Raw genomic sequence first — 18,232 nt, 5'->3', positions numbered from 1 at the left:
GCTGATGGGTACCGGGTTGTGCTTAAGTAAAGCGCAGAGTATACGGTTGCGCGTTCATCTTGTGCGCTTGAACTGAAAAGTTGAAGCTTCTGGTGCAGTTTTTTCGTACGTAATAGTTTTCCACGCCTATGACGAGTCATTTGCAGCGCCTACTGGCGGGCCTGACCTTATTTATTACGGAGTTTGCCATTACGCTGGTGCTGGGTGCGCTGGGCGTGGTGGTGTTTCTAGCCATTGGGCGCGAAGTGTTTGACCAAGATGCTGCTTCTTTCGACGCGGCTGCGTTTCGCTGGACGCGGGATTTGTTTGGGTCAGGTCGGCAGCAATGGGTTGAGGGCGTCACGTTTCTGGCCTCGCGCAACTTCATTACCATAACCGCAGGCATCCTGGTCAACTGGTTTCTGCTAATGCGGCGGCACCGCTGGTACTCCCTGCTGGTGCCCGTAGTAGCTTTAGGCAGTATTACGCTTAATCTAGCCCTCAAATACCTGTATCATCGGCCTCGGCCATTGCTGCCCCTTGTGTCGGCTAGCGGCCTGAGCTTCCCTAGTGGGCACGCTATGATTTCGGCCTCTTTCTATGGCTTGCTTATATACTTAGTCCAAACCCACGTGCGGCGCCCTCTCTGGCGCTGGACGCTCACCGCCGCACTCGTAGTGCTCATTGCGCTCATTGGCCTCACGCGGGTGTACCTGCGGGTGCACTACGCCACCGACGTACTTGCTGGCTTCACGGCAGGGGTAGTGTGGCTGGTAGTGGCCATTCCCCTACTAAAACAGCTGGAAAAACGAGTGAAAAACAGATTTAAAAAGCCACTACAATCAACTGAAAAACAGCCTATATAGCGCAGAAATGACTTTTTTGTAACGACTTTTTTGCGGTTTTTTTACGTCGAAGCTTGACACACGTCGAAAAAGGCGCCTATCTTTGCAGCATCAAATGGCACTCCAAACGGGAAATTGGCATTTGAACGATTACTTGCGCTTGTGGCGAAATTGGTAGACGCGCTGTCTTCAGGCGGCAGTTCCGAAAGGTGTGAGAGTTCGAGTCTCTCCGAGCGCACGAAAGCCGATCCAGAAATGGGTCGGCTTTTTTGTTTTCCTACCTTCCCGGAATATCAGGCAGTACACCGTTGCGAGGAGCTGCGTTATAAGTAAAAAAACCATGTAGTCTGTGAAGAGGAAGTCATTTTCAGCGCGCTTAACCACTCTGGTGAGCTTCCTAACCGTGGAAATTCTGCTGGTAAGCGGGGTGTTTGTAGCTGCTGCGCTGCTCTTTTTCTACCTCACCCGGGTCGTGTTTGTGCAGCACTCCGTCACATTTGATCAATGGGCTTTTCAGCAAGTAGATAGAGCGCGAGCCGCATGGCCCGCGTTAACTGGGGTAATGCGGGTAGTTACGTTTTTTGCTTCGCTGCCTTTCCTAGTGCTGGCCGGTGTGGGTATTCCCTTAGGGCTCCGAATGCGCGAAAAACGCCGCGAAGCAGTAGAGGTATTTTGGGCCGTGGCTGGGGCGGCGTTATGTAACCAACTCCTCAAAACTCATTTTCACCGCCTACGGCCCAGTTCGGCCTTATTGCCGCAGGCTGGCTTGAGCTTTCCCAGCGGGCACGCCATGATTGGGCTAGCTCTTTATGGGTGCTTAGGGTGGCTGCTCTGGCGCCACCGTCGTCATCCTGTGTGGGCTACTCTGCTGCTACTGTGGGCTCTTCTAATCGGTTTGAGCCGGGTGTACTTGCACGTACACTACGCCACCGACGTATTGGCCGGGTTTGCGGTTGGCTTGGTGTGGCTTATTCTGCTGCGCACCGCATTGCGGTTGTGGTGGCGGGAGAAACAGCAAGTAGAAGGGTGAAAAAGCCGCTTACAACCTTCTGGGAAGGCATGCAAGCGGCTCTTTTTAGTTAATTCTCACTTTTACACGCAAGGCAAGTAGGCCCTTCACGCCTTGCAACTCTTCTAGCTCCAGATGCTCCAAGCCGGGTTCCAACAAGTTTCGGTCTTGGAGGTAGTCGATGTACTCCGAGTATTCGTCGGCTTCCCGTTGCTGGGAATACACCAGCGCGATGTAGCCCGGCTGAGTAAGCCGCTCGCCAGTGCCTTGCACGGTAGCCTTATCAATTCGCTTCTTAATAATCTCGTAGCGAATGTTGTAGGCTCCATCCACGTCAAACTGGCGTTCGTCTTGGCGGAAACGGATGCTCAGCGGCTGGCTATGAATTAGAATAAGCTGGGTAGTATCCAGGGGTACGGGAAGCTGGGACTTGAGGGCCGCAGTGCGCCGCGTAATCTCTACCATCACCAGCAACTGCCACAGCCGCAAGTTTTTCAGGAACACCAAGTCAAAGGGCTTGTGCTCAACTAGAGAAGCGCCCACGTAAATATTGTGCTCCACGCCATCGGTTTTGAACCGCTGGAAGTAGTGCGGGAACATCTGCTGAGCCAGCTCCTCCTGCTCGTCAAGGTAATCACTTACGGTGTCGTTAAGAATGGTAGTGCTTTCCTCAAAGGCCTTGCGCCGCTTGTACAGCACCCCCAGCTCCGGGTCAATGTTGCTCCAGTACTCATTGATGATGGCCCGTAACTCCGGGTTGTTTTGGCCCAGGTAGGCAAACAGCGGTTCTACTTCCGTCCGCAACGACTCGAAAATGCTGACCTCGTCGCCCGTCAAAATACCTTGACGCAAGCGGCGTAGGTTTTTATTGACGTAGAACTTCAGCTCGTCGATGATGGGTAGGTGCTGCAGCTCAGAAGCCTTTTTCAACACCTTGTTAGCCAAAGTCAGGTGCTCAATCAAGTCGCCCTGAATGGCTTCGTTGCGGGCCGTGCTACTACCCCGAATATCGGAGGAGCCGTGCAGCGGGTACACTTCGTGGAAGACGATATCCTCCATCACGGCGTTTTTGTTGCCGTCGTCGAGCTGCTGAAGCAGATTTTGGGCCGCGTCGGTGAAGCGCCACTCCATGGTGGGGTGAATAGCCGTGAACTTCTCCTTGATAATGGCCTGCACCCGGGTTTGAATTTCCTCGGCGTTGCGTTTCACTGCTACCGCAAACAGAGGTACAAACTGGTTTACGTTTTCCAGGCTGAACTCGTCCAGGTCGCCCACATTGGGAGAGCCTAGCTCCAAAAGGCCCACCGTATCGTCGCCGTAGGGAAGTAGGGCCAAGATGGCCGACCTGATTCCCAGGCTCATGATCTGCTGGCGCAAATCCTCGGGTATGGCAGCTTTTTCAACGTCTTCGAGTACCAAGGGCTGGCGGTCTTGCCAGAGCTGGCTGTAGATCTGCCGAAAGCCCGAGCCCGCATCTTGGTGGTGAAGCTGCTTGGTCAGGAAGCTGTGGTTGATTTTACGGCCAAAATCCACGAACGCCCGCTTCTTTTCGTCGTAGGCGGCAATGCCCAGTTGGAGGAAAGGGCGGCCAAATAACACCCGTAGCTTTTCCTGAATCTGCTCTAGGCGGTCGGAAGCTTGCAGCACGTCCCGCTCCAACAGGTCGTATTTTAGCTCCGAGAGGATTTCCTGCTCTGTTACATCCACCAAGTGCAGAATGTTGAAGCCTTCCAAGGAAAACTTCTCGGGAGGTAGGAGTTGCTGCCACAAGTCGGAGCGGTGCGGATTGCGGGCCAGATACTCCAGCTGCTCTGGGGCTAGTTCTGGCTTTTCACCCTCTACCCGAACTTCCAGAAAAGTAGACGTAAATTCTACGCTGTAGTGCCGGTAGAGACCAATGCTGTAGTCGGGCACGGTGAAAATGATATTGCCCTGCAAGGGAAGCTTCACCCCGTACACCTTCTCTAAAATGAGCTGATAAGCCATTCGAGTGGTGTAGGTGTCCAGCATCCGCATATCAATATTAAGCGGCTGCTTAATAGTTTTGCTGGCATTCAGCAGCACGTCGGAAAAGCGTGGCGTGTGGTAGAAGCTATAGCGCTGAAACGGCGGAATGGCGCCAATAATGTCGTTGTTGAAAGCGGCAGGGGAAAACACCGCCATCATGAGCGTTTCTACCAAGTCGCAGTTACACTCTAGCTGGGCCATGTCCGTGATGGGGCCACGCGCCCAGTCTGCTGCAGCTACCTGCTCGCCGATAAAGCGAGCGAGCTGTGCTACGCCCACATTGGCATCTTGTTCGCGCGTTTGCCAATACGTTATGAGCGGCTCGAGGCTGAGCGTGGTGCGAAACGGGAAAGTGACAGTGGCAGGATGGGCAATAGGTTCTTTTACCATGGGGCCAGGGAAGCGGAAGCTCACATAATCCGGTGGGGCAATGGGCCTCAAGCAGGAGCTACGCCAATATACGTAACACCAACGCGCCTGGGTACGTGCCACTAAGTGGTTTATGCTCGAGCTTACGCAACCGTGCTACCTAACACCGCAACCGGCAACCTTAGCGCCGGACGGGAATGTATACGGCTGTGTTTTCGCCGGAGGGGGCCGTGGCTACGAAGGGCGTGCGGCTACCATTGAGGTAGACTTCCTTCTTGGTGTTCTGATAGCAAGTGCAACACCCATCAGCTTGGTACTTGTTATCTAGATTGGTGCTGTCAACTACAAACCGAAAGGTGGGTGTTCTGCGCGTGCCTAGCAAGAGCTGATAGCCATAGCGGTCGACCTTACGCCCACTAGATTGCACAAAAGGGGTGTTGTTGTTGATGATAACAGGATCATACGCCCGCGCTAGGGTACGGCTAAGGGCTACCGTGTCGCGAGCGGGCACTCTGGCCGTGTCGTTAAGCAGGGTGCGGACCAGGTACACCGCCTGTAGCTCTGGCCGGGTAAAACCAGTAGTAGCCAGCGTGTCGAAGCGCAGAAAAAGAGCGTCGGCGTACTCGTCATTGCAGTCGCACGCTACGGAGCCGCAGCAGGCAGACAGGAGAGCAGCAGTGACTAGGAGAACAAACCAGGTAAAGAGGGGGCGCAACATAGGGCGTAAAGATAGTCAGGTAGCGCATCTGCACTTGTCAATGCCGGAGCACGCGCGCAAAAAAGCCTACCCCGCGCGGAGGTAGGCTTTGTAACGGTAGTAAGGAGAGTATTATTTCCTTGCCTCAGCTAGCGCGCAGGCAGTGCTACTCCTTCACGAAGCGGCGCGTTTCGGCCCCATCCTTAGTAGTAATCTTGAAGTAGTAGGTGCCATTGGGTAGGTCGGCAACGTTGATGGCAAGAGTGTGGGGGCCTTTTTCCTGCTCGGTCTGTTGCGCTACGGTACGGAGCGTATTGCCGCGGCTATCAAGAAGCTCCACGGTAACGGAACCATCCTTTTTCAGGTCGTACTCAATCTGGCTGACGGCGGTAGTTGGGTTAGGATACACGCTCGTGGTGCTGGTGCTGCGGGCCGCGGGAGCAGGCTTATTGGGGTCTAGCAACAAGAAGGCGCCGGGCCGGAAGTAGCGTACCATGGTACCAGCGCGGTGCAGCTTGCGGTCCTTGCGGCGGCCCAAAGCTTCCGACTGCTCGGGTGTGAGGGTGCGCGCTAAAATGGTTTTGGTATCGGCGGCCCACTTTTCCTTCTGGGGCTGCACTTCCTGGGCGAGCTTGGCAATTTCAGTCTGATACTTCAGGCCTAGCTGTTCTACGTTCTGCAAAATAGCTTTGGTTTCGGCCCGCAGTTGCTCGGTTTGTTGCTTCTGGGTTTCGGTGAGGGTAGAAGTAGTTTCACCGGAGGCAGGGCTGCGGAAGCTGCGCCGCAAGGCTTGGCTTTTCTGGCGGGTTTCACGCAGTTGGGTGCGGTAAATGGCCAGCTGGACCTTATCGGAGGTGGTGAGTAGGGCTTCCAGCTTCTGGCGCTGCTGGCGCACTACTGGTAGTACGTTCTGCTGTACGTAGGCGCGTAGCTCTTGGCGGGCGGGGGCCGTGGAGCTTTGCGCAGGAGCGGTTTGTAGATTCTGTGCTACTGCAGCTGGGCCAACTAGCAGGGCCCACAAAGCTAGGGTACAGGTAAATGCTTTCATTCGGCGAGCTAACGTTGGTAGGGTAACGAAGGAATACCAGGTTTCAGTCTCATAGATGTAGGCCGTACACCAAAGTTTAATCAGAAAACAGAAAAACCGCTCTGGTTAACAACCAAAGCGGTTTTTCTATATAGAAGCAGGCCCAGCGTACTACATGCAGTTGGAGCTAAGCGTAGCCGCAATAGGACCAGAGTGCGCGGCTAAACAATACCAAAGACACTTGCCTAGCGGAAGGTGTCTTTGGTGTCAACCACCTTTACGTCGGTTACATTTAGCTTGTAGGTAGCTACTTGCGCGTCTTCAGCCACTACCTCCTGGGGCAAGCCCGCCTTCACTACGTTGGCGTAGCTCATGGGAGAAGGAGCGTTAGTTTTTAGTACGTCGGCTAGGGGTTGCGCCTCGCTGTCATCCGTAACAATGGTTACGTACATGTTTTGCACTTGCCAGTATTTGCGAATGGCACGGTTCACATCGTCACGGTGAGCTTGGCTAGCTGACCATCCACATCGTTGAGCCAGTCTTTACGGCCGTAGAAGCGCGAGTCGAGCAGGAAGCCGAGCTGCTTGGCCGGCGTGGTGCCGTAGAGCTTCACGTAGGAACGCAGGAAGGTGCGCGTACGCTCAAAATCTTCCTTGCTCAGGCCATTCTTCACAACGTTGTCCATCTCTCGAACGGCTAGGCGCAAGGCAAACGGAGCATGGCCCACCTTCAAGTCGCCTAGTTCGGTGGGGTACTGCTTGCGTAACCCCTCGGCAATCTGCACCGGGCGCAGCCACAGGCTGGTGTAGTTGGCGTGGCGCGGCACGCCCGGTACGGGTAGCATATTGGAGCCCCCAGCCTCGTACCACTCCACGTAGCTGTAGTCGCCGTAGTTCATGGAGCGCGTCGTCCGAATCTTGTCGTAGAGCTTGCCGTAGCTTTTGCGGTGCTCGCCCAGCCAAGAGTTGGCTACCATCAGTGCCGCAAAATCGTCCTGGGCGCGAGTAGTCTGAATGGGGAAGCCCGCATACACCGCCGAGCCCAGGGCATCGGGCTTGCTAATGATTTCTATGTGCACGCCGTTGGGCATGGCCGCCACGGGTACCGCCGTTTTAACCGAGCTTTTGGGTAGCTTCTTCAGGTCGGATTCCACTTGCTTGGCAAATGAAGTTGGGTAGTTGCCGGCCAAGCCAATGGTGAGGTTATCGTTGCCAAAGGCCGTGGCGTAGTGCTTTTGCACATCGGCCAGGGTAATGCTCTTGACGCCCGCCGCCGTGCCTCGCGTCATGTGCTGGTAGCGCGTACCCCGAAACAGCTGGTCCTCCAGCGCAAACTTGCTGTAGTCCTCGTCCGAAGAAGCCCGAATTACTTGCTCTACATAGTTAAGCTGGTTGCTTTTGAGGCGGTCAAAGTCTTCCTGGGTGAAGCTCGGCGTGAGCAGCAGGCCCCGCAGCACTGGGTAAAACTTAGCAATGAAGTCGCGGTGAAACTCAAAGGTGAAGGTGGTGACTTCCTTATCGGTAGTAGCGTAGTAGCGCGCCGCCATGGGGTAGAGGAAGTTCTTCAGCTGAGCCGAGGTCATGTCCTTGGTGCCGCCCTCGGTGAGCAGTTGACTGGTCAGGAAGGTAAGACCTTCTTTGCCCACCGGGTCGGCGGCAGAGCCATTGCGGAACTGTAGCTTCACGACCACCTTGGCGGCGTTGGGCTGGCGCAGTTCCACTACCTCGGCGGCATGTACCGGGGCGGCCACTGCCGGCCCCAGCAGCGCAGTAACCAGCAGAATGCGAAAAAATGTATGTTTCATGGAAGAAAAATCAACGAGAAAGAAAAGCCAGGAGCCCTATAGCCCGCCCGTAGCATTGGGGCCAATGGTACCTACCGTAAGGTGCTCGGGCACGAAGTACTTCTGGGCCGCTGCCTGAATGTCTTGGGGCGTCACTTGGTCGTAGAGGGCGTAGTAGCGGTTCAGGGAGTTGGCGTCGCCGGTAAGCCAGATAAACTGGGCCAGGGCATTGGCTACCTGGTCAGGGGCGTCTAGGCCCATTAAGAAACCATACTTGAGCGCCGACTTGGTATCGGCAAGGCGCTTGGCATCTACGGGTTTAGTCTTTAGCTCATCAAGGGCCTGTACAATCTGGTCGCGCACGTAGGCCATGTCGGCTGGCTTTACTACCGAGGCCCGCATGGTGAGCAGGTATGGGTCGCGGGTATAGTTGGGGCCGCCGCCCACAAAGCGCACTTTCTGCTCCTTCACCACCAGCTTTTCGTACAGCGGCGAGTTCTCAGCAAACAGCATGGTAGTCAGAATGTCCAGGGCGGGAAAGTCTTTCTGCTGATCGGAGAAAGCCGGGGCGCGGTAGCTCAGGCTCACCATAGGTGGAAAGTTGGCGTTCTGAATGTGCACACTCCGGGTGGCCGTTTGGGCAGGCTCCGGCTGAATGCTGGGCTGGTAGCTACCCCGCTTCCAATTTGCAAAGTACTTGTCGGCCAGCTTATTCACTTCATCCGGCTTCACGTCGCCTACTACCAGCAGCGTAGTGTACTCGGGGCGGTAAAACCGGTCGAAGAAGGTGCGCGAGTACTCATACTGATTGGGCATGTCCACGATGTCTTTGAAGAAGCCCATTGTAGTGTGCTCGTAGGTGTGCTTGTCAAAAGCGGCGTCGGCTACCTTCTCGTTGAGCTGAGTGTAGAGCGAAGCGGAGTTCTTGGTGTACTCGCCCTTCACAGCCCCGGCTTCCGCTTTGAAGTCGTGCTCTGGGTACTTTAGGTTTTGAAACCGGTCGGCTTCCACCTCAAACATCTTTTCCAGCATGCGAGCGTTGCCCGTCATGTGGTACACGGTGCGGTCTAGGGAGGTGTTGGCGTTGGCGGAGGCCCCAATGCTTTGCAGCACATCGTTGTACTGGTCTTTGGAGTACTTCTCCGTGCCCCGGAACATTACGTGCTCAAAGAAGTGAGCAAAGCCCGTGTGGCCCGGCTCTACTTCGTCGCGGGAGCCCGCGCGCACTACGAGGAAAAAGGAAGCGAGGCCCGGCGAATCGAAGGGCACCGTTACCACCTGTAAGCCGTTGGCCAACTGCCGTTGTTGAATAGGGTAGGGAAAGGCCGGGGCCGCGGCCGCAGTAGCGGCCGGGCTCGTGGCTTTGGTAGCTGCCTTCTTCTGCGCCTGTGCGGCGGGCGCAGAAAGCAACGCCGCGCCCAGCAGCAAGGCTGGTAAGGAGTGTCTCATGCAGAAATAAAATGAGCGTGAATACCCCGTTCCCCGCGGGAAGGGGGTGCGGCAAAGTAACCAGATTCGCTTGAAAGGTTGCCTGCGGCCCGCTAGCGGCACCTAGTAATAGTCCCCAATGCAAACCGCCTGTCATCCGGCCCAGGAGGCAAGACGACAGGCGGGATAAAAGCCTGCGTGGGCGTTGTAGTTCTTATTCTGCCGAAGATGTTTCGATGACCTCCTCCGAGGGGCCTGCCGCGCGCAGCAGCTGGCGGAGCGTGTCGGCGTCGGCGTCAAGTTGAGGCCGAATCTGGTCAAGAGCGAGGCGCAGGCCCTGCACATCGGAAAGGCGGGGTGCCTTGCTCTGGCCGTAGCGTGGTACATGGCTACCCGCACTTTGCTGCGGCCCTGCCCAGCGTAAGTGCCAATTATTTCACCCTTGGAATTGATGATTTGCACCTCCGCTTTTACATTGGTACGGTACCATTCCAAGGGAATGCCTAACAAGCTGGGCGTCATCATTGTAATCATCTGGAAAGCCTGCAAGGCCTTGCCGGGGCGCGTTACTTCGGCTTCGGTTACTACCAGCTTCGCGTACCCGAAACTGAGGCTATCCTGGGGCTCAGCCATATGGTAAGCCAGCTCCTGGCGGAACACTTTGGGCGCATCGTCGGGCTGGGCGCCTTCCGTACTGCTCAGCGGCCCCTGTTCTATTACGGGCTCTAAGCGCGGCAAACTGCCAATTGCTACCGAGTGTTGGCATGAACAAGGCCATAGATTGCTTTCTCACTAGACTTGCAGCCAGCTAACGCTACGGAAGCTAGCACAACGAAGAAGAAACGATACGCAAGCGTCATATGGATCAGATGATTAAGGTCTGAGCTGAACTTCAAAATTAGCTGCTTGGGTTCCGTAAATATAGAAATAGGTGTATAAACATTCTTTAAAGATATAGTACATAATTTATGCCTAGCCGCGCGCTATCGTTAGGAGCCTGTTAGATATTGACAGAATGCAAAAAGGGCACCAGGCCCCCTCCGACCCGATGCCCTTTTCTGAGGGTGCGCAGCGCAATTAATGCGCCGATTGAGCTAACACGCTGTCAGGTTCGGCTAGCTGTTCTACCGTGGTTGGGGCCACGTAGTTGTCAATAAATTCCCCTTCCCACCGGGCTACTACCGCTGAGGCCAAGCAGTTGCCAATAACGTTTACGGCCGTGCGGGCCATATCCATCAGCGCGTCGATGCCCAGGATGATGAACACCGGCCACGCAGGGAGGTTAAACGAGGCCACGGTAGCCAGCAGAATCACGAGGGAGGCACGGGGCACGCCGGCTACTCCCTTGCTGGTAAGCATGAGGGTAAACACCATCACAAGCTGTTGCCCAAACGACAGCTCAACCCCAGCTGCTTGGGCCACGAAAATAGATGCCAGCGAGAGGTAGAGCGTGGTACCATCAAGGTTGAAGGAGTAGCCCGTGGGCATTACGAAGGCTACAATGCGACGCGGTACGCCAATGCTTTCCATGGCCTCCATGGCGCGCGGCAGGGCTGCTTCGGAGGAGGTAGTAGCAAACGCAATGCTTACGGGCTCCGCAATGGACAGCACAAACCGCTTGAGCGGGATGCGAGCAATAAGAGCAATAGGCACCAGAATGAGCACAAGGAAGGCCGCCAGCGCCCCATACAGAGTTAGCAAGAGCTTAAAAGCATTGAGCAAAGGGGCAAACCCCATTTTGCCTACCGTGTAGGCCAGTGCTCCTCCTACTCCCAGGGGAGCAAAGAACATTACCACGTTGGTAAACTTGAACATTACCTCCGAGAGGCTTTCGGTCCATTGCAGCATGGGGAGGCGGTGCTTCTGGTGGACCATGGCTAAGCCAATAGCGAAAATGATGGCGAAGATTACTACCTGTAGCACCTGCCCTTCGGCCACCGACTTGGCAATGTTCTCGGGGAAGATGTGCAGGATAATGTCCGAGGTTGTCTGCTTAACGGTAGCCAACTGCTCCTGATCGGCTTGAATGCCGCTACGGTCTACGCCTTCGCCAGCCCGGGTGAGGTTGATGGCTCCCAGCCCGATAAATAGCGCGAAAGTGGTTACAATCTCAAAGTAAATGAGAGCCTTGAGGCCCATACGGCCTACCTGTTTCAGGTCGGCGTGGCCGGCAATACCAACTACCAGCGTAGCAAATACCAGCGGGGCAATAATCGTTTTTACCAGCCGTAGGAACACGTCGCTGAGCACTTTCAGGCTCACTGCTTGCGCGGGGAAATCGTGCCCAATCTCGGCCCCGATAAACATGCTCACCACAATCCAAAACGTGATGGAGCGGCGCTGGAAGGCCAGCACCAGCATGGAGAGAAGAAACAGCCAGCGGGCTACCAAAGGCACCGTCGGGGATAAGGCGCCGCCGTTGGCAACTAGGGCCGTGAGGGCAGCAGCCACAATGAACAGAATAAAAACAAGGAGTGCGAGTCGCGAAAACTTCATGCGCAGCAGTCGGGGAAGTAAATGGCAGGAATGCAGCAAAGATAGGTTTTTGGCGCGGGCAGTACAGTGTAGCTGCCGCCGGAACATAACTACCATGTGGAGAGCTACCGTATAGCAAGAAAACGGACCACTGATTTGCCTGGGGCAAACCTACCGTTAAGTTCTCCTGTACTACCTTGGTTGTTCATTTGCCTACTCCCTCAGCTCCCGTTCATGCTTGTCTGGTCGCTCACCCCTCTTACGCTACCGCTTCGCTACACCTGGAAAATTTCCCGCAACGCTGCCGATGTTAAAACCAACCTGCTCCTGCACGTGCTGGATGAGGCAGGCGGACCAATAGGCTGGGGGGAGGCCGCACCCAACGTGCGCTACGGCGAAACCCCGGAAGCACTACAGGCCGAGTTTGAAGCACTGGTAGCAGCAGGGTTAGGGCACTGTCGTTCCCTGCCCGAGCTAACCGAGTTCCTAAGCGTGCGGCCTCCAGCCCACGCGCTCCGCTTCGCGCTGGAGTCGGCGCTGGTGCACTGGGAAGCCGCCCGGGCGGGACAATCCGTGGCGGCGTGGCTGGGACTACCTCTGCCCGCGGCGGCCGTACCCACGGCGGCTTCTTTGCCCATTATGGAGCCGGGTGCAGTAGCGGCGTTTGTGCGGGAGCACAACATCGGCCGTTTTCCACTCCTGAAAATTAAAGTAAACCGCGAGGGAGCCGTAGACTTATTACGGGAGGTGACGCGCCTGTTTCCCGGCCGCGACCTACTCATTGACGGCAACGAAGCCTGGTCCGACGCCGACAGCTTCGCCCGCGACTGGGAAAGTATTCGGGCCTTGCCGGGCCTGCAAGTTCGGCTGGTGGAGCAACCCCTGCCGGCCAACCAAGCTGAGGGCTACCGGGCCTTGAAGGGCAAAGTGGGCTGCCCCGTGTTTGCGGATGAGTCGGTGACAGACGTAGCGGACTTTGCCGAAATTGCCCGTCAGTTCGATGGCGTCAATATGAAGCTGATGAAGGCGGGTGGCTACCTCAACGGCCTGCGTATTTTGCGCGAAACGCGGGCCCACAGTCTTCAAACCATGCTTGGTTGCATGGTAGAAACCTCCTTGGGAATTTGGTCGGCCCTGCAAGTCAGCTCCCTAGCCGGCATCTGTGACCTGGATGGCTTCCTAATTCTGCAAAATGAGCCGTTTGAGTTGGTAGGAGAGGAGCAAGGATTCTTGCGTCCGTACGGAGAGCAGCCCGCTTTATAGCGAAGCGGTGCCCGGTTTGCTACCACCTAGCCGAACAGAACCTGTTGGTGATGGCGGCCAGGCTCCGTGTATGTATAGCGCAGCGGTAGGCCGCAGTGGGTGCATATCTGCTGCACGAGAGTTAAGCCTAAGCCTACACTTTCGGCCGGGCTATCGGGGGCGGTACGCATGCGCTCAAACAGCCCCGTATCCAGCAACGACTGAGCACGCCCCGTATTCTCTATCGTGAGCGAACTGGTAGTAAGAGTTACGGCAAGCTGCCCATTTGTATGGTTGTGGCGAATGGCATTGACAAGCAGGTTACTGACCAGAACTTCCAGCAGCACGCGGTGCATGCGTAGCGGAACGGACGCGGCCAAGGAAGTAGTCAGCGTAATACCTCGGGCCGAAAGCTGATCTTGCAACTGGACTAACTGTGCCCGGACAACACCCGCCATATCAACTAGTTCGGTGGGGAAATACAGCTGGCTGTCGAGCTGAGCCAGGAGCAGCAAGCTTTTAGTAAGGTGAGTAAGCCGGTGCGTCACGCCCATCATGCGCTCAATGTAGCCGGCCTGTTCCTCCGTGAGTCCCGGCGCCTGCACCAGCAAATCGAGCTGAGCACGCAGGATGGCCAGCGGTGTTTGTATTTCGTGGGCGGCGTTTTCCGAAAACTCTTTCTGGTGCCGGTACACCCGCTGGTTTTGGCGCAGTAGCAGTTGTACTGCCTCGTACAACTCCCGAAATTCTCGCACTTGAGTGGGCGGCAGCGTTATGGGCTGGCTGCGGTTGAGCTTATACTTCTGCAACTGGTTGAGAAGGTAGTAAAAAGGCTGCCACAAGCGGCGGTTAAGCACCACCTGCAAGCCTAGCATACCCAGACCCAGCACTCCAAACAACCCAACTCCCGTAAGGGCCATGCGCCACAATAGCCCTTGCGTATCCAGCAATGACAAGCGGATTTGTAATTCATAGGGCCGTCCCTGAAATGTAATGGGGGCCGCAAGTTGGCGGTAGGGCTGCACCTTGCCAGTTAGCTCGTTGTACATGATGCGCTGGCCGATGCGGTCGGGCTGGCGGGCTGGTAGAATAGGCAGTGGCACGAACTCCACGTTGTGGTCGAGCTGGTGCCAGTAGGCCAAATCAGCGGGGCTGTGCAAGTAGAGGCGTAGGGCCTTGAGCACCCGCAGTTTGCGCCGGCTCAGGGTGCGGTCTACGTAGCCATAGTACAGTTTATGAATAACCTCGAAGTATACGAACGTGCCCGCCCCCGCCACCACACTAGCATATAGCAAATAGATTAGCGTAGTACGGGTTAGGAGTTTCATGGGCGTGATACAATGCTGTGGCAGGTAGGCGGCTACCCCTGTTCGGCGTCGAAGCGGTAGCCCAGGCCATACACCATGCGGATATAGTTAGGCGCGCCGGCTTCCGTGAGCTTGCGCTTGAGGTTCTTCACGTGGGCATATACCGTTTCAAACGTGTCAAATTGCTCGGCCGCATCCCCCGATAAATGTTCGGCAATGGCACCCTTGCTAATAACCCGGCCTTGGTTGGCCAGCAAGAGTAGAAGCAAGTCGAATTCCGTGCGGGTAAGGCTGAGCGGCTGGCCGGCCACTGTAGCAGCGCGGCGTGCCACCTCTACCAGCAGCTCCCCCACCCGCACCTCGTTGGTACCATCAAAGCGGCGGCGCCGAACGATGGCCGCCACGCGAGCACTAAGCTCGGGCAGGAAGAAGGGCTTGGGTAGGTAATCGTCGGCCCCGAGGTGCAAACCCGCAATTCGGTCGTCAACCGCGCTGCGGGCGGAGGTGATGATAACCCCCGCCGCCGGACGCTGCCGCTTTAGCTCCTGTAGCAGCGTCAGGCCGTCGCCACCAGGCAGCGTCAGGTCCAGCAGAATACAGTCGTACTCATACAGTAGCATTTTTTCCTGGGCTTGGTCGAAGGTAGCCGCTAGCTCGCACACGTAGTGCTGCCCCCGTAGGTAGCTTTCCAGGCCTGCCGCCAGCTCCGGCTCGTCTTCAACAATCAACAGTTTCATGGCTGGAGGAGGGGTAGGGTAGTGGGTAAACGGGCGAATAAGTAACTGCTCACTTTTAAAAGCAGGCAAAAGCAGCGTCTTCCAAATGTATTCTAAATCGACGAGTACTATCGCTCTATGATTTGGCTACGCGCCGCTGCTCTAGTCTCATTCCCACCCTTTACTCTCATCCAATGCTCTCATTGCTAGGCTTTCTAATGATCAGTACGTTTATGTACCTGATCATGTCCAAGCGCATGTTTGCCATGACGGCGCTTATTCTGATTCCTATTTTGTTTGCCTTGATTGGCGGATTTCGGGCCGAGATTGGGGATATGATGCTGGACGGCGTGAAGAAGATTGCCCCCACCGGGGTCATGCTCATCTTCGCAATTATGTATTTCGGTATTATGACCGACGCGGGCCTCTTTGACCCCATCGTAGCCAAGATTCTGAAAGTAGTGGGCGGCGACCCGCTCAAGGTGGTTATTGGAACGGCCGTGCTGGCCCTGGCCGTGTCGCTGGATGGCGACGGGACAACCACCTACATCATTGTGGTAGCAGCCATGCTGCCTCTCTACCGGCGCCTGAACATGAACCCGCTGGTGCTCACCGCCACGGCTTTTCTGTCGAGTGCGGTAATGAACATTTTGCCCTGGGGCGGGCCCACTGCCCGCGTGCTTTCGGCCCTGCACCTCGATAGCTCCGAGGTATTTACGCCCCTTATTCCGGCCATGGTAGTAGCCGCCGGCTGGGTACTATTCGTGGCCTATATCTTCGGTAAGCGGGAGCGAAAACGCCTGGGAATCATTCAGATTGATGAGAATGCCGAGGAGCTGGTGGCCGAAGCCAACCACGAGGATGTAAGCCTGCGCCGCCCCAAACTGCTGTGGGTAAACGCCCTGCTTACGCTGGCGCTGCTAGTAGGCTTGTTTATGGATGTGGTGCCGCTACCCGTGCTGTTCATGACGGCTTTTGCCCTGGGTATGCTCATCAACTACCCCCGCCTGAGTGAGCAGCGCAACCGCCTCAACGCCCACGCCGGCAACGCATGATTGTGGCCGGTATGGTCTTCGCGGCCGGTATTTTCACCGGTATTCTGGCGGGCACGAAGATGGTAGATGCCATGTCGCTCACCATTGTTACGCTCATCCCCAACTCCTTAGGGCCGCACTTGCCCATTCTTACGGGCATTACCAGTGCCCCTTTCACCTTTTTCATGAGCAATGATGCCTACTACTTCGGTATTCTACCTTGGTGACCAAAGCGGCCACGCAGTTTGGGGTAGGGGTAGCCGATATGGGAAAGGCCTCCTTGCTGGGGCAATCGGTGCACTTGCTGAGCCCATTGGTGCCCTCCACTTACTTGCTGGCTGGCTTGGCTGGTGTCGATTTTGGTGACCACCAGCGCTTTACGCTGAAGTGGGCTTGCGGCACCGTGGTCGTCATGCTCATTACCTGCTTGCTGCTCGGGGTAGTGCCCATCTAAGCACTGCCTAGCTACCCACTTTCTAGCGCCAGAAAATGCCTCCGCCTGGCGGGGCGTATGGCTCCCTGTGCTTACGGGGGAAGGAGTGGGACAGGCCCCACCGAATCTATTGCTGTCTTCTTCCCACATCCCACCACAATTCCCATGAAACTGAATGTACTTTTCCTAGTAGTAGGTGCCTGGCTGCTGACTACTACGGCGCTGGCGCAAGGCGATAAAGCCAAGTACAGCAGCTGGCTGCAATACAACGGCACCTGTGCCTTAGGCCCGCGCTTCGACGTAAACACGGTGCTGCAATACCGTAGCTACAATACATTTGGCGATTCGCGCCTCTTGCTGGGTAATGCCAACTTGCAGTATAACCTCAAAAGCCTACCCGCTTCCGTAGCCGCAGGCTACATGTACCTGCAACTGCGGCCATTTTCTAACCCGGAGGAAACGGAGAAATTTGACCGCCGCGAAAACCGGCTGTACCAGCAGCTCATCGTCAACAACAAGTTTGGCCGCTCCCGCCTGTTGCACCGCTACCGCGTGGAGGAACGCTGGACGGCCGCTGGCTTTGCCATGCGCTTTCGCTACCTCGCCTCCTTACGCGTACCGCTGGGCCCGCGCACTATTGAAAACGCCTCGTGGTACGCTACGCTGAAAGACGAAATTCGCATTAGCGACGGCCCTCAGCCCTTCGATAGTAACCGCATTTGGGCCGGTGTAGGCCACGTGTTCAACAAGAACCTGGGGGTAGAAGGCCTGTGGATGACCCAGCTTGAGGCGGGCGGCAACCATAATCATTACGTAGCCCTACTCATTCGCCACGACTTTGGGTGGCCGGACGCGTTGCCTACTCGGCGGCCGCGCTTCCTACCGCAGTAAATATTCTTTTCCATTCCGCATGAACAGCCACCTGCAAGAAATACTCGACAATCCTTTGGCGGCGCTAGCCATTGTGGGTAACCTCGTTATCATCGAAAGCCTGCTCTCCATTGATAACGCCGCCGTGCTGGCCACTATGGTCGGCGATTTGCCTAAGGAACAGCGAAAGAAAGCGTTGCAGTACGGCATCATTGGAGCCTACGTGTTTCGGGGGCTGTGTATTCTGTTTGCTTCTTACCTCATTCAGTTCTGGTTTCTGAAACCTCTGGGTGGCTTGTATCTATTCTACCTAGCTGCCGACCACTTCCGGTCGAAGGATGCGGGTTCAGACGATGATGAGGGGGTTGACAAGCAGCAGAGCTGGTTTTACCGCAGTACCCTGGGCCTATTTGGAAAGTTTTGGGCCACGGTGGCGCTGATTGAGCTGATGGACTTGGCCTTTTCCATCGACAATGTGTTTGCCGTGGTGGCCTTCACCGACAACCTAATTCTGATTTGTGGGGGCGTATTCATTGGCATTCTGGCCATGCGCCTGGTGGCGCAGGCCTTCGTGCTGCTGATGGGCAAGTACCCGTTTCTGGAAACGGCTGCCTTCGTGGTCATTGGTATTCTAGGCCTGAAGCTGCTACTTTCCCTCTTTGAGCATTTCCAGCCCCACCACCCCTTCAGCCACTTCCTCAGCAGCGAAGCCGCCGATGCAGGCCTTACTGTGCTTACCGTAGCCGTGTTTGCCGTACCCCTATTCACCTCCTGGGTAAAGCAGCAGATAGCCAAATAAAATTGCCCCTACTCCGCGCGTAGCTGGAGTAGGGGCAACACTATTGGTATGCCTAGGAAAGACTACACGGCAACCGCCACGGTGGGGGCGCCAGCCAGGATATCAGCAGTGGCGAAGTCGGCAAATTTGTGGAAGTTAGCCACAAACTGCTCGGCCAGTTCGGCGGCCGTTTTGTCGTAGGCGTCCACGTCGGCCCAGGTCTGGCGCGGGTC

Annotated in this window: 18 protein-coding genes and 1 tRNA gene; 9 read left to right on the top strand and 10 right to left on the bottom strand. The window is 56.1% G+C overall.

What is annotated here, in order from left to right; all coding sequences use genetic code 11:
• The first annotated feature begins 128 nt into the window (after positions 1–128).
• From VI25_RS10480 to VI25_RS10470, 3 genes are all read left to right on the top strand, one after another.
• A complete protein-coding gene (locus VI25_RS10480; RefSeq protein ID WP_052695293.1) occupies positions 129–845 on the top strand; it encodes a phosphatase PAP2 family protein in 717 nt (238 codons plus the stop codon).
• A 135-nt stretch (positions 846–980) separates the two neighbouring features.
• A tRNA-Leu gene (locus VI25_RS10475) sits at positions 981–1,062 on the top strand.
• Positions 1,063–1,212: 150 nt separating this feature from the next.
• Entirely contained in the window at positions 1,213–1,854 is a 642-nt protein-coding gene (locus VI25_RS10470) for a phosphatase PAP2 family protein (protein WP_052695292.1), read from the top strand.
• A gap of 45 nt (positions 1,855–1,899) precedes the next feature.
• On the opposite strand, the gene VI25_RS10465 is transcribed toward VI25_RS10470, so the two are convergent.
• The 8 genes from VI25_RS10465 to VI25_RS10430 form a co-directional block, all read right to left on the bottom strand.
• Positions 1,900–4,230 (bottom strand): GAF domain-containing protein, encoded by a 2,331-nt coding sequence (locus VI25_RS10465; RefSeq protein ID WP_045689021.1) that lies wholly within the window; start codon positions 4,228–4,230, stop codon positions 1,900–1,902.
• 160 nt (positions 4,231–4,390) lie between these two features.
• Positions 4,391–4,927, bottom strand: coding sequence for a hypothetical protein (locus VI25_RS10460; protein WP_045689016.1), 537 nt, complete (start codon positions 4,925–4,927; stop codon positions 4,391–4,393).
• Positions 4,928–5,072: 145 nt separating this feature from the next.
• Entirely contained in the window at positions 5,073–5,954 is an 882-nt protein-coding gene (locus tag VI25_RS10455; RefSeq protein ID WP_045689015.1) for a T9SS type A sorting domain-containing protein, read from the bottom strand.
• A gap of 224 nt (positions 5,955–6,178) precedes the next feature.
• Complete coding sequence (locus VI25_RS10450; RefSeq protein WP_045689014.1) at positions 6,179–6,424, bottom strand: hypothetical protein; 246 nt, start codon at positions 6,422–6,424, stop codon at positions 6,179–6,181.
• Complete coding sequence (locus VI25_RS10445; RefSeq protein ID WP_045689013.1) at positions 6,421–7,737, bottom strand: M16 family metallopeptidase; 1,317 nt, start codon at positions 7,735–7,737, stop codon at positions 6,421–6,423. The genes VI25_RS10450 and VI25_RS10445 overlap by 4 nt, the downstream gene beginning before the upstream one ends.
• Positions 7,738–7,773: 36 nt before the next feature.
• Positions 7,774–9,165: a M16 family metallopeptidase gene (locus VI25_RS10440; protein ID WP_045689012.1), complete on the bottom strand. Its 1,392-nt coding sequence runs from the start codon at positions 9,163–9,165 to the stop codon at positions 7,774–7,776.
• Positions 9,166–9,297: 132 nt separating this feature from the next.
• Positions 9,298–9,882 (bottom strand): hypothetical protein, encoded by a 585-nt coding sequence (locus VI25_RS10435; protein WP_055562482.1) that lies wholly within the window; start codon positions 9,880–9,882, stop codon positions 9,298–9,300.
• A 339-nt stretch (positions 9,883–10,221) separates the two neighbouring features.
• Positions 10,222–11,640, bottom strand: coding sequence for a dicarboxylate/amino acid:cation symporter (locus VI25_RS10430; RefSeq protein WP_045689020.1), 1,419 nt, complete (start codon positions 11,638–11,640; stop codon positions 10,222–10,224).
• 213 nt (positions 11,641–11,853) lie between these two features.
• Between VI25_RS10430 and VI25_RS10425 the strand changes: the two genes are divergently transcribed.
• Positions 11,854–12,882 carry a dipeptide epimerase gene (locus VI25_RS10425; RefSeq protein WP_045689010.1) on the top strand — a complete coding sequence of 343 codons (1,029 nt, stop codon included), beginning with the start codon at positions 11,854–11,856 and terminating at the stop codon, positions 12,880–12,882.
• A gap of 26 nt (positions 12,883–12,908) precedes the next feature.
• Here VI25_RS10425 and VI25_RS10420 read toward each other — a convergent pair whose 3' ends face one another.
• Positions 12,909–14,189 (bottom strand): sensor histidine kinase, encoded by a 1,281-nt coding sequence (locus VI25_RS10420; RefSeq protein ID WP_045689009.1) that lies wholly within the window; start codon positions 14,187–14,189, stop codon positions 12,909–12,911.
• 32 nt (positions 14,190–14,221) lie between these two features.
• Complete coding sequence (locus VI25_RS10415; RefSeq protein ID WP_045689019.1) at positions 14,222–14,905, bottom strand: response regulator transcription factor; 684 nt, start codon at positions 14,903–14,905, stop codon at positions 14,222–14,224.
• Positions 14,906–15,078: 173 nt separating this feature from the next.
• On the opposite strand from VI25_RS10415, the gene VI25_RS10410 reads away from it, so the two are divergent.
• From VI25_RS10410 to VI25_RS10400, 5 genes are all read left to right on the top strand, one after another.
• Positions 15,079–15,939: a citrate:proton symporter gene (locus tag VI25_RS10410; RefSeq protein ID WP_316934304.1), complete on the top strand. Its 861-nt coding sequence runs from the start codon at positions 15,079–15,081 to the stop codon at positions 15,937–15,939.
• The gene (locus VI25_RS28460) at positions 15,936–16,145 is read left to right on the top strand and encodes a hypothetical protein (RefSeq protein WP_316934303.1); all 210 of its coding nucleotides are present in this window, start codon (positions 15,936–15,938) and stop codon (positions 16,143–16,145) included. Before VI25_RS10410 ends, VI25_RS28460 begins: the two co-directional genes overlap by 4 nt.
• Positions 16,139–16,372: a hypothetical protein gene (locus tag VI25_RS28455; RefSeq protein WP_316934302.1), complete on the top strand. Its 234-nt coding sequence runs from the start codon at positions 16,139–16,141 to the stop codon at positions 16,370–16,372. The genes VI25_RS28460 and VI25_RS28455 overlap by 7 nt, the downstream gene beginning before the upstream one ends.
• 144 nt (positions 16,373–16,516) lie before the next feature.
• Positions 16,517–17,242 carry a DUF2490 domain-containing protein gene (locus VI25_RS10405; RefSeq protein ID WP_052695289.1) on the top strand — a complete coding sequence of 242 codons (726 nt, stop codon included), beginning with the start codon at positions 16,517–16,519 and terminating at the stop codon, positions 17,240–17,242.
• Between the two features lie 19 nt (positions 17,243–17,261).
• Positions 17,262–18,020, top strand: coding sequence for a DUF475 domain-containing protein (locus VI25_RS10400; RefSeq protein ID WP_045689008.1), 759 nt, complete (start codon positions 17,262–17,264; stop codon positions 18,018–18,020).
• The last annotated feature ends 212 nt before the right edge of the window (positions 18,021–18,232 follow it).

Source organism: Hymenobacter sp. AT01-02, from assembly GCF_000961955.2.
GTDB classification, from domain to species: Bacteria; Bacteroidota; Bacteroidia; order Cytophagales; family Hymenobacteraceae; genus Hymenobacter; species Hymenobacter mucosus.
The sequence above is the reverse complement of the archived record's forward strand: the minus strand, read 5'-3'. Positions and strand labels throughout refer to the sequence as shown.

Bases quoted from the DNA above. Each gene is read 5' to 3' on its own strand.
- VI25_RS10415 (WP_045689019.1), bottom strand. From the start codon at position 14,905: ATGAAACTGTTGATTGTTGAAGACGAGCCGGAGCTGGCGGCAGGCCTG.
- VI25_RS10425 (WP_045689010.1), top strand. From the start codon at position 11,854: ATGCTTGTCTGGTCGCTCACCCCTCTTACGCTACCGCTTCGCTACACC.
- VI25_RS10445 (WP_045689013.1), bottom strand. From the start codon at position 7,737: ATGAAACATACATTTTTTCGCATTCTGCTGGTTACTGCGCTGCTGGGG.
- VI25_RS10430 (WP_045689020.1), bottom strand. From the start codon at position 11,640: ATGAAGTTTTCGCGACTCGCACTCCTTGTTTTTATTCTGTTCATTGTG.
- VI25_RS10465 (WP_045689021.1), bottom strand. From the start codon at position 4,230: ATGGTAAAAGAACCTATTGCCCATCCTGCCACTGTCACTTTCCCGTTT.
- VI25_RS10400 (WP_045689008.1), top strand. From the start codon at position 17,262: ATGAACAGCCACCTGCAAGAAATACTCGACAATCCTTTGGCGGCGCTA.
- VI25_RS10460 (WP_045689016.1), bottom strand. From the start codon at position 4,927: ATGTTGCGCCCCCTCTTTACCTGGTTTGTTCTCCTAGTCACTGCTGCT.
- VI25_RS28460 (WP_316934303.1), top strand. From the start codon at position 15,936: ATGATTGTGGCCGGTATGGTCTTCGCGGCCGGTATTTTCACCGGTATT.
- VI25_RS10410 (WP_316934304.1), top strand. From the start codon at position 15,079: ATGCTCTCATTGCTAGGCTTTCTAATGATCAGTACGTTTATGTACCTG.
- VI25_RS10420 (WP_045689009.1), bottom strand. From the start codon at position 14,189: ATGAAACTCCTAACCCGTACTACGCTAATCTATTTGCTATATGCTAGT.
- VI25_RS10405 (WP_052695289.1), top strand. From the start codon at position 16,517: ATGAAACTGAATGTACTTTTCCTAGTAGTAGGTGCCTGGCTGCTGACT.
- VI25_RS10440 (WP_045689012.1), bottom strand. From the start codon at position 9,165: ATGAGACACTCCTTACCAGCCTTGCTGCTGGGCGCGGCGTTGCTTTCT.
- VI25_RS10480 (WP_052695293.1), top strand. From the start codon at position 129: ATGACGAGTCATTTGCAGCGCCTACTGGCGGGCCTGACCTTATTTATT.
- VI25_RS10455 (WP_045689015.1), bottom strand. From the start codon at position 5,954: ATGAAAGCATTTACCTGTACCCTAGCTTTGTGGGCCCTGCTAGTTGGC.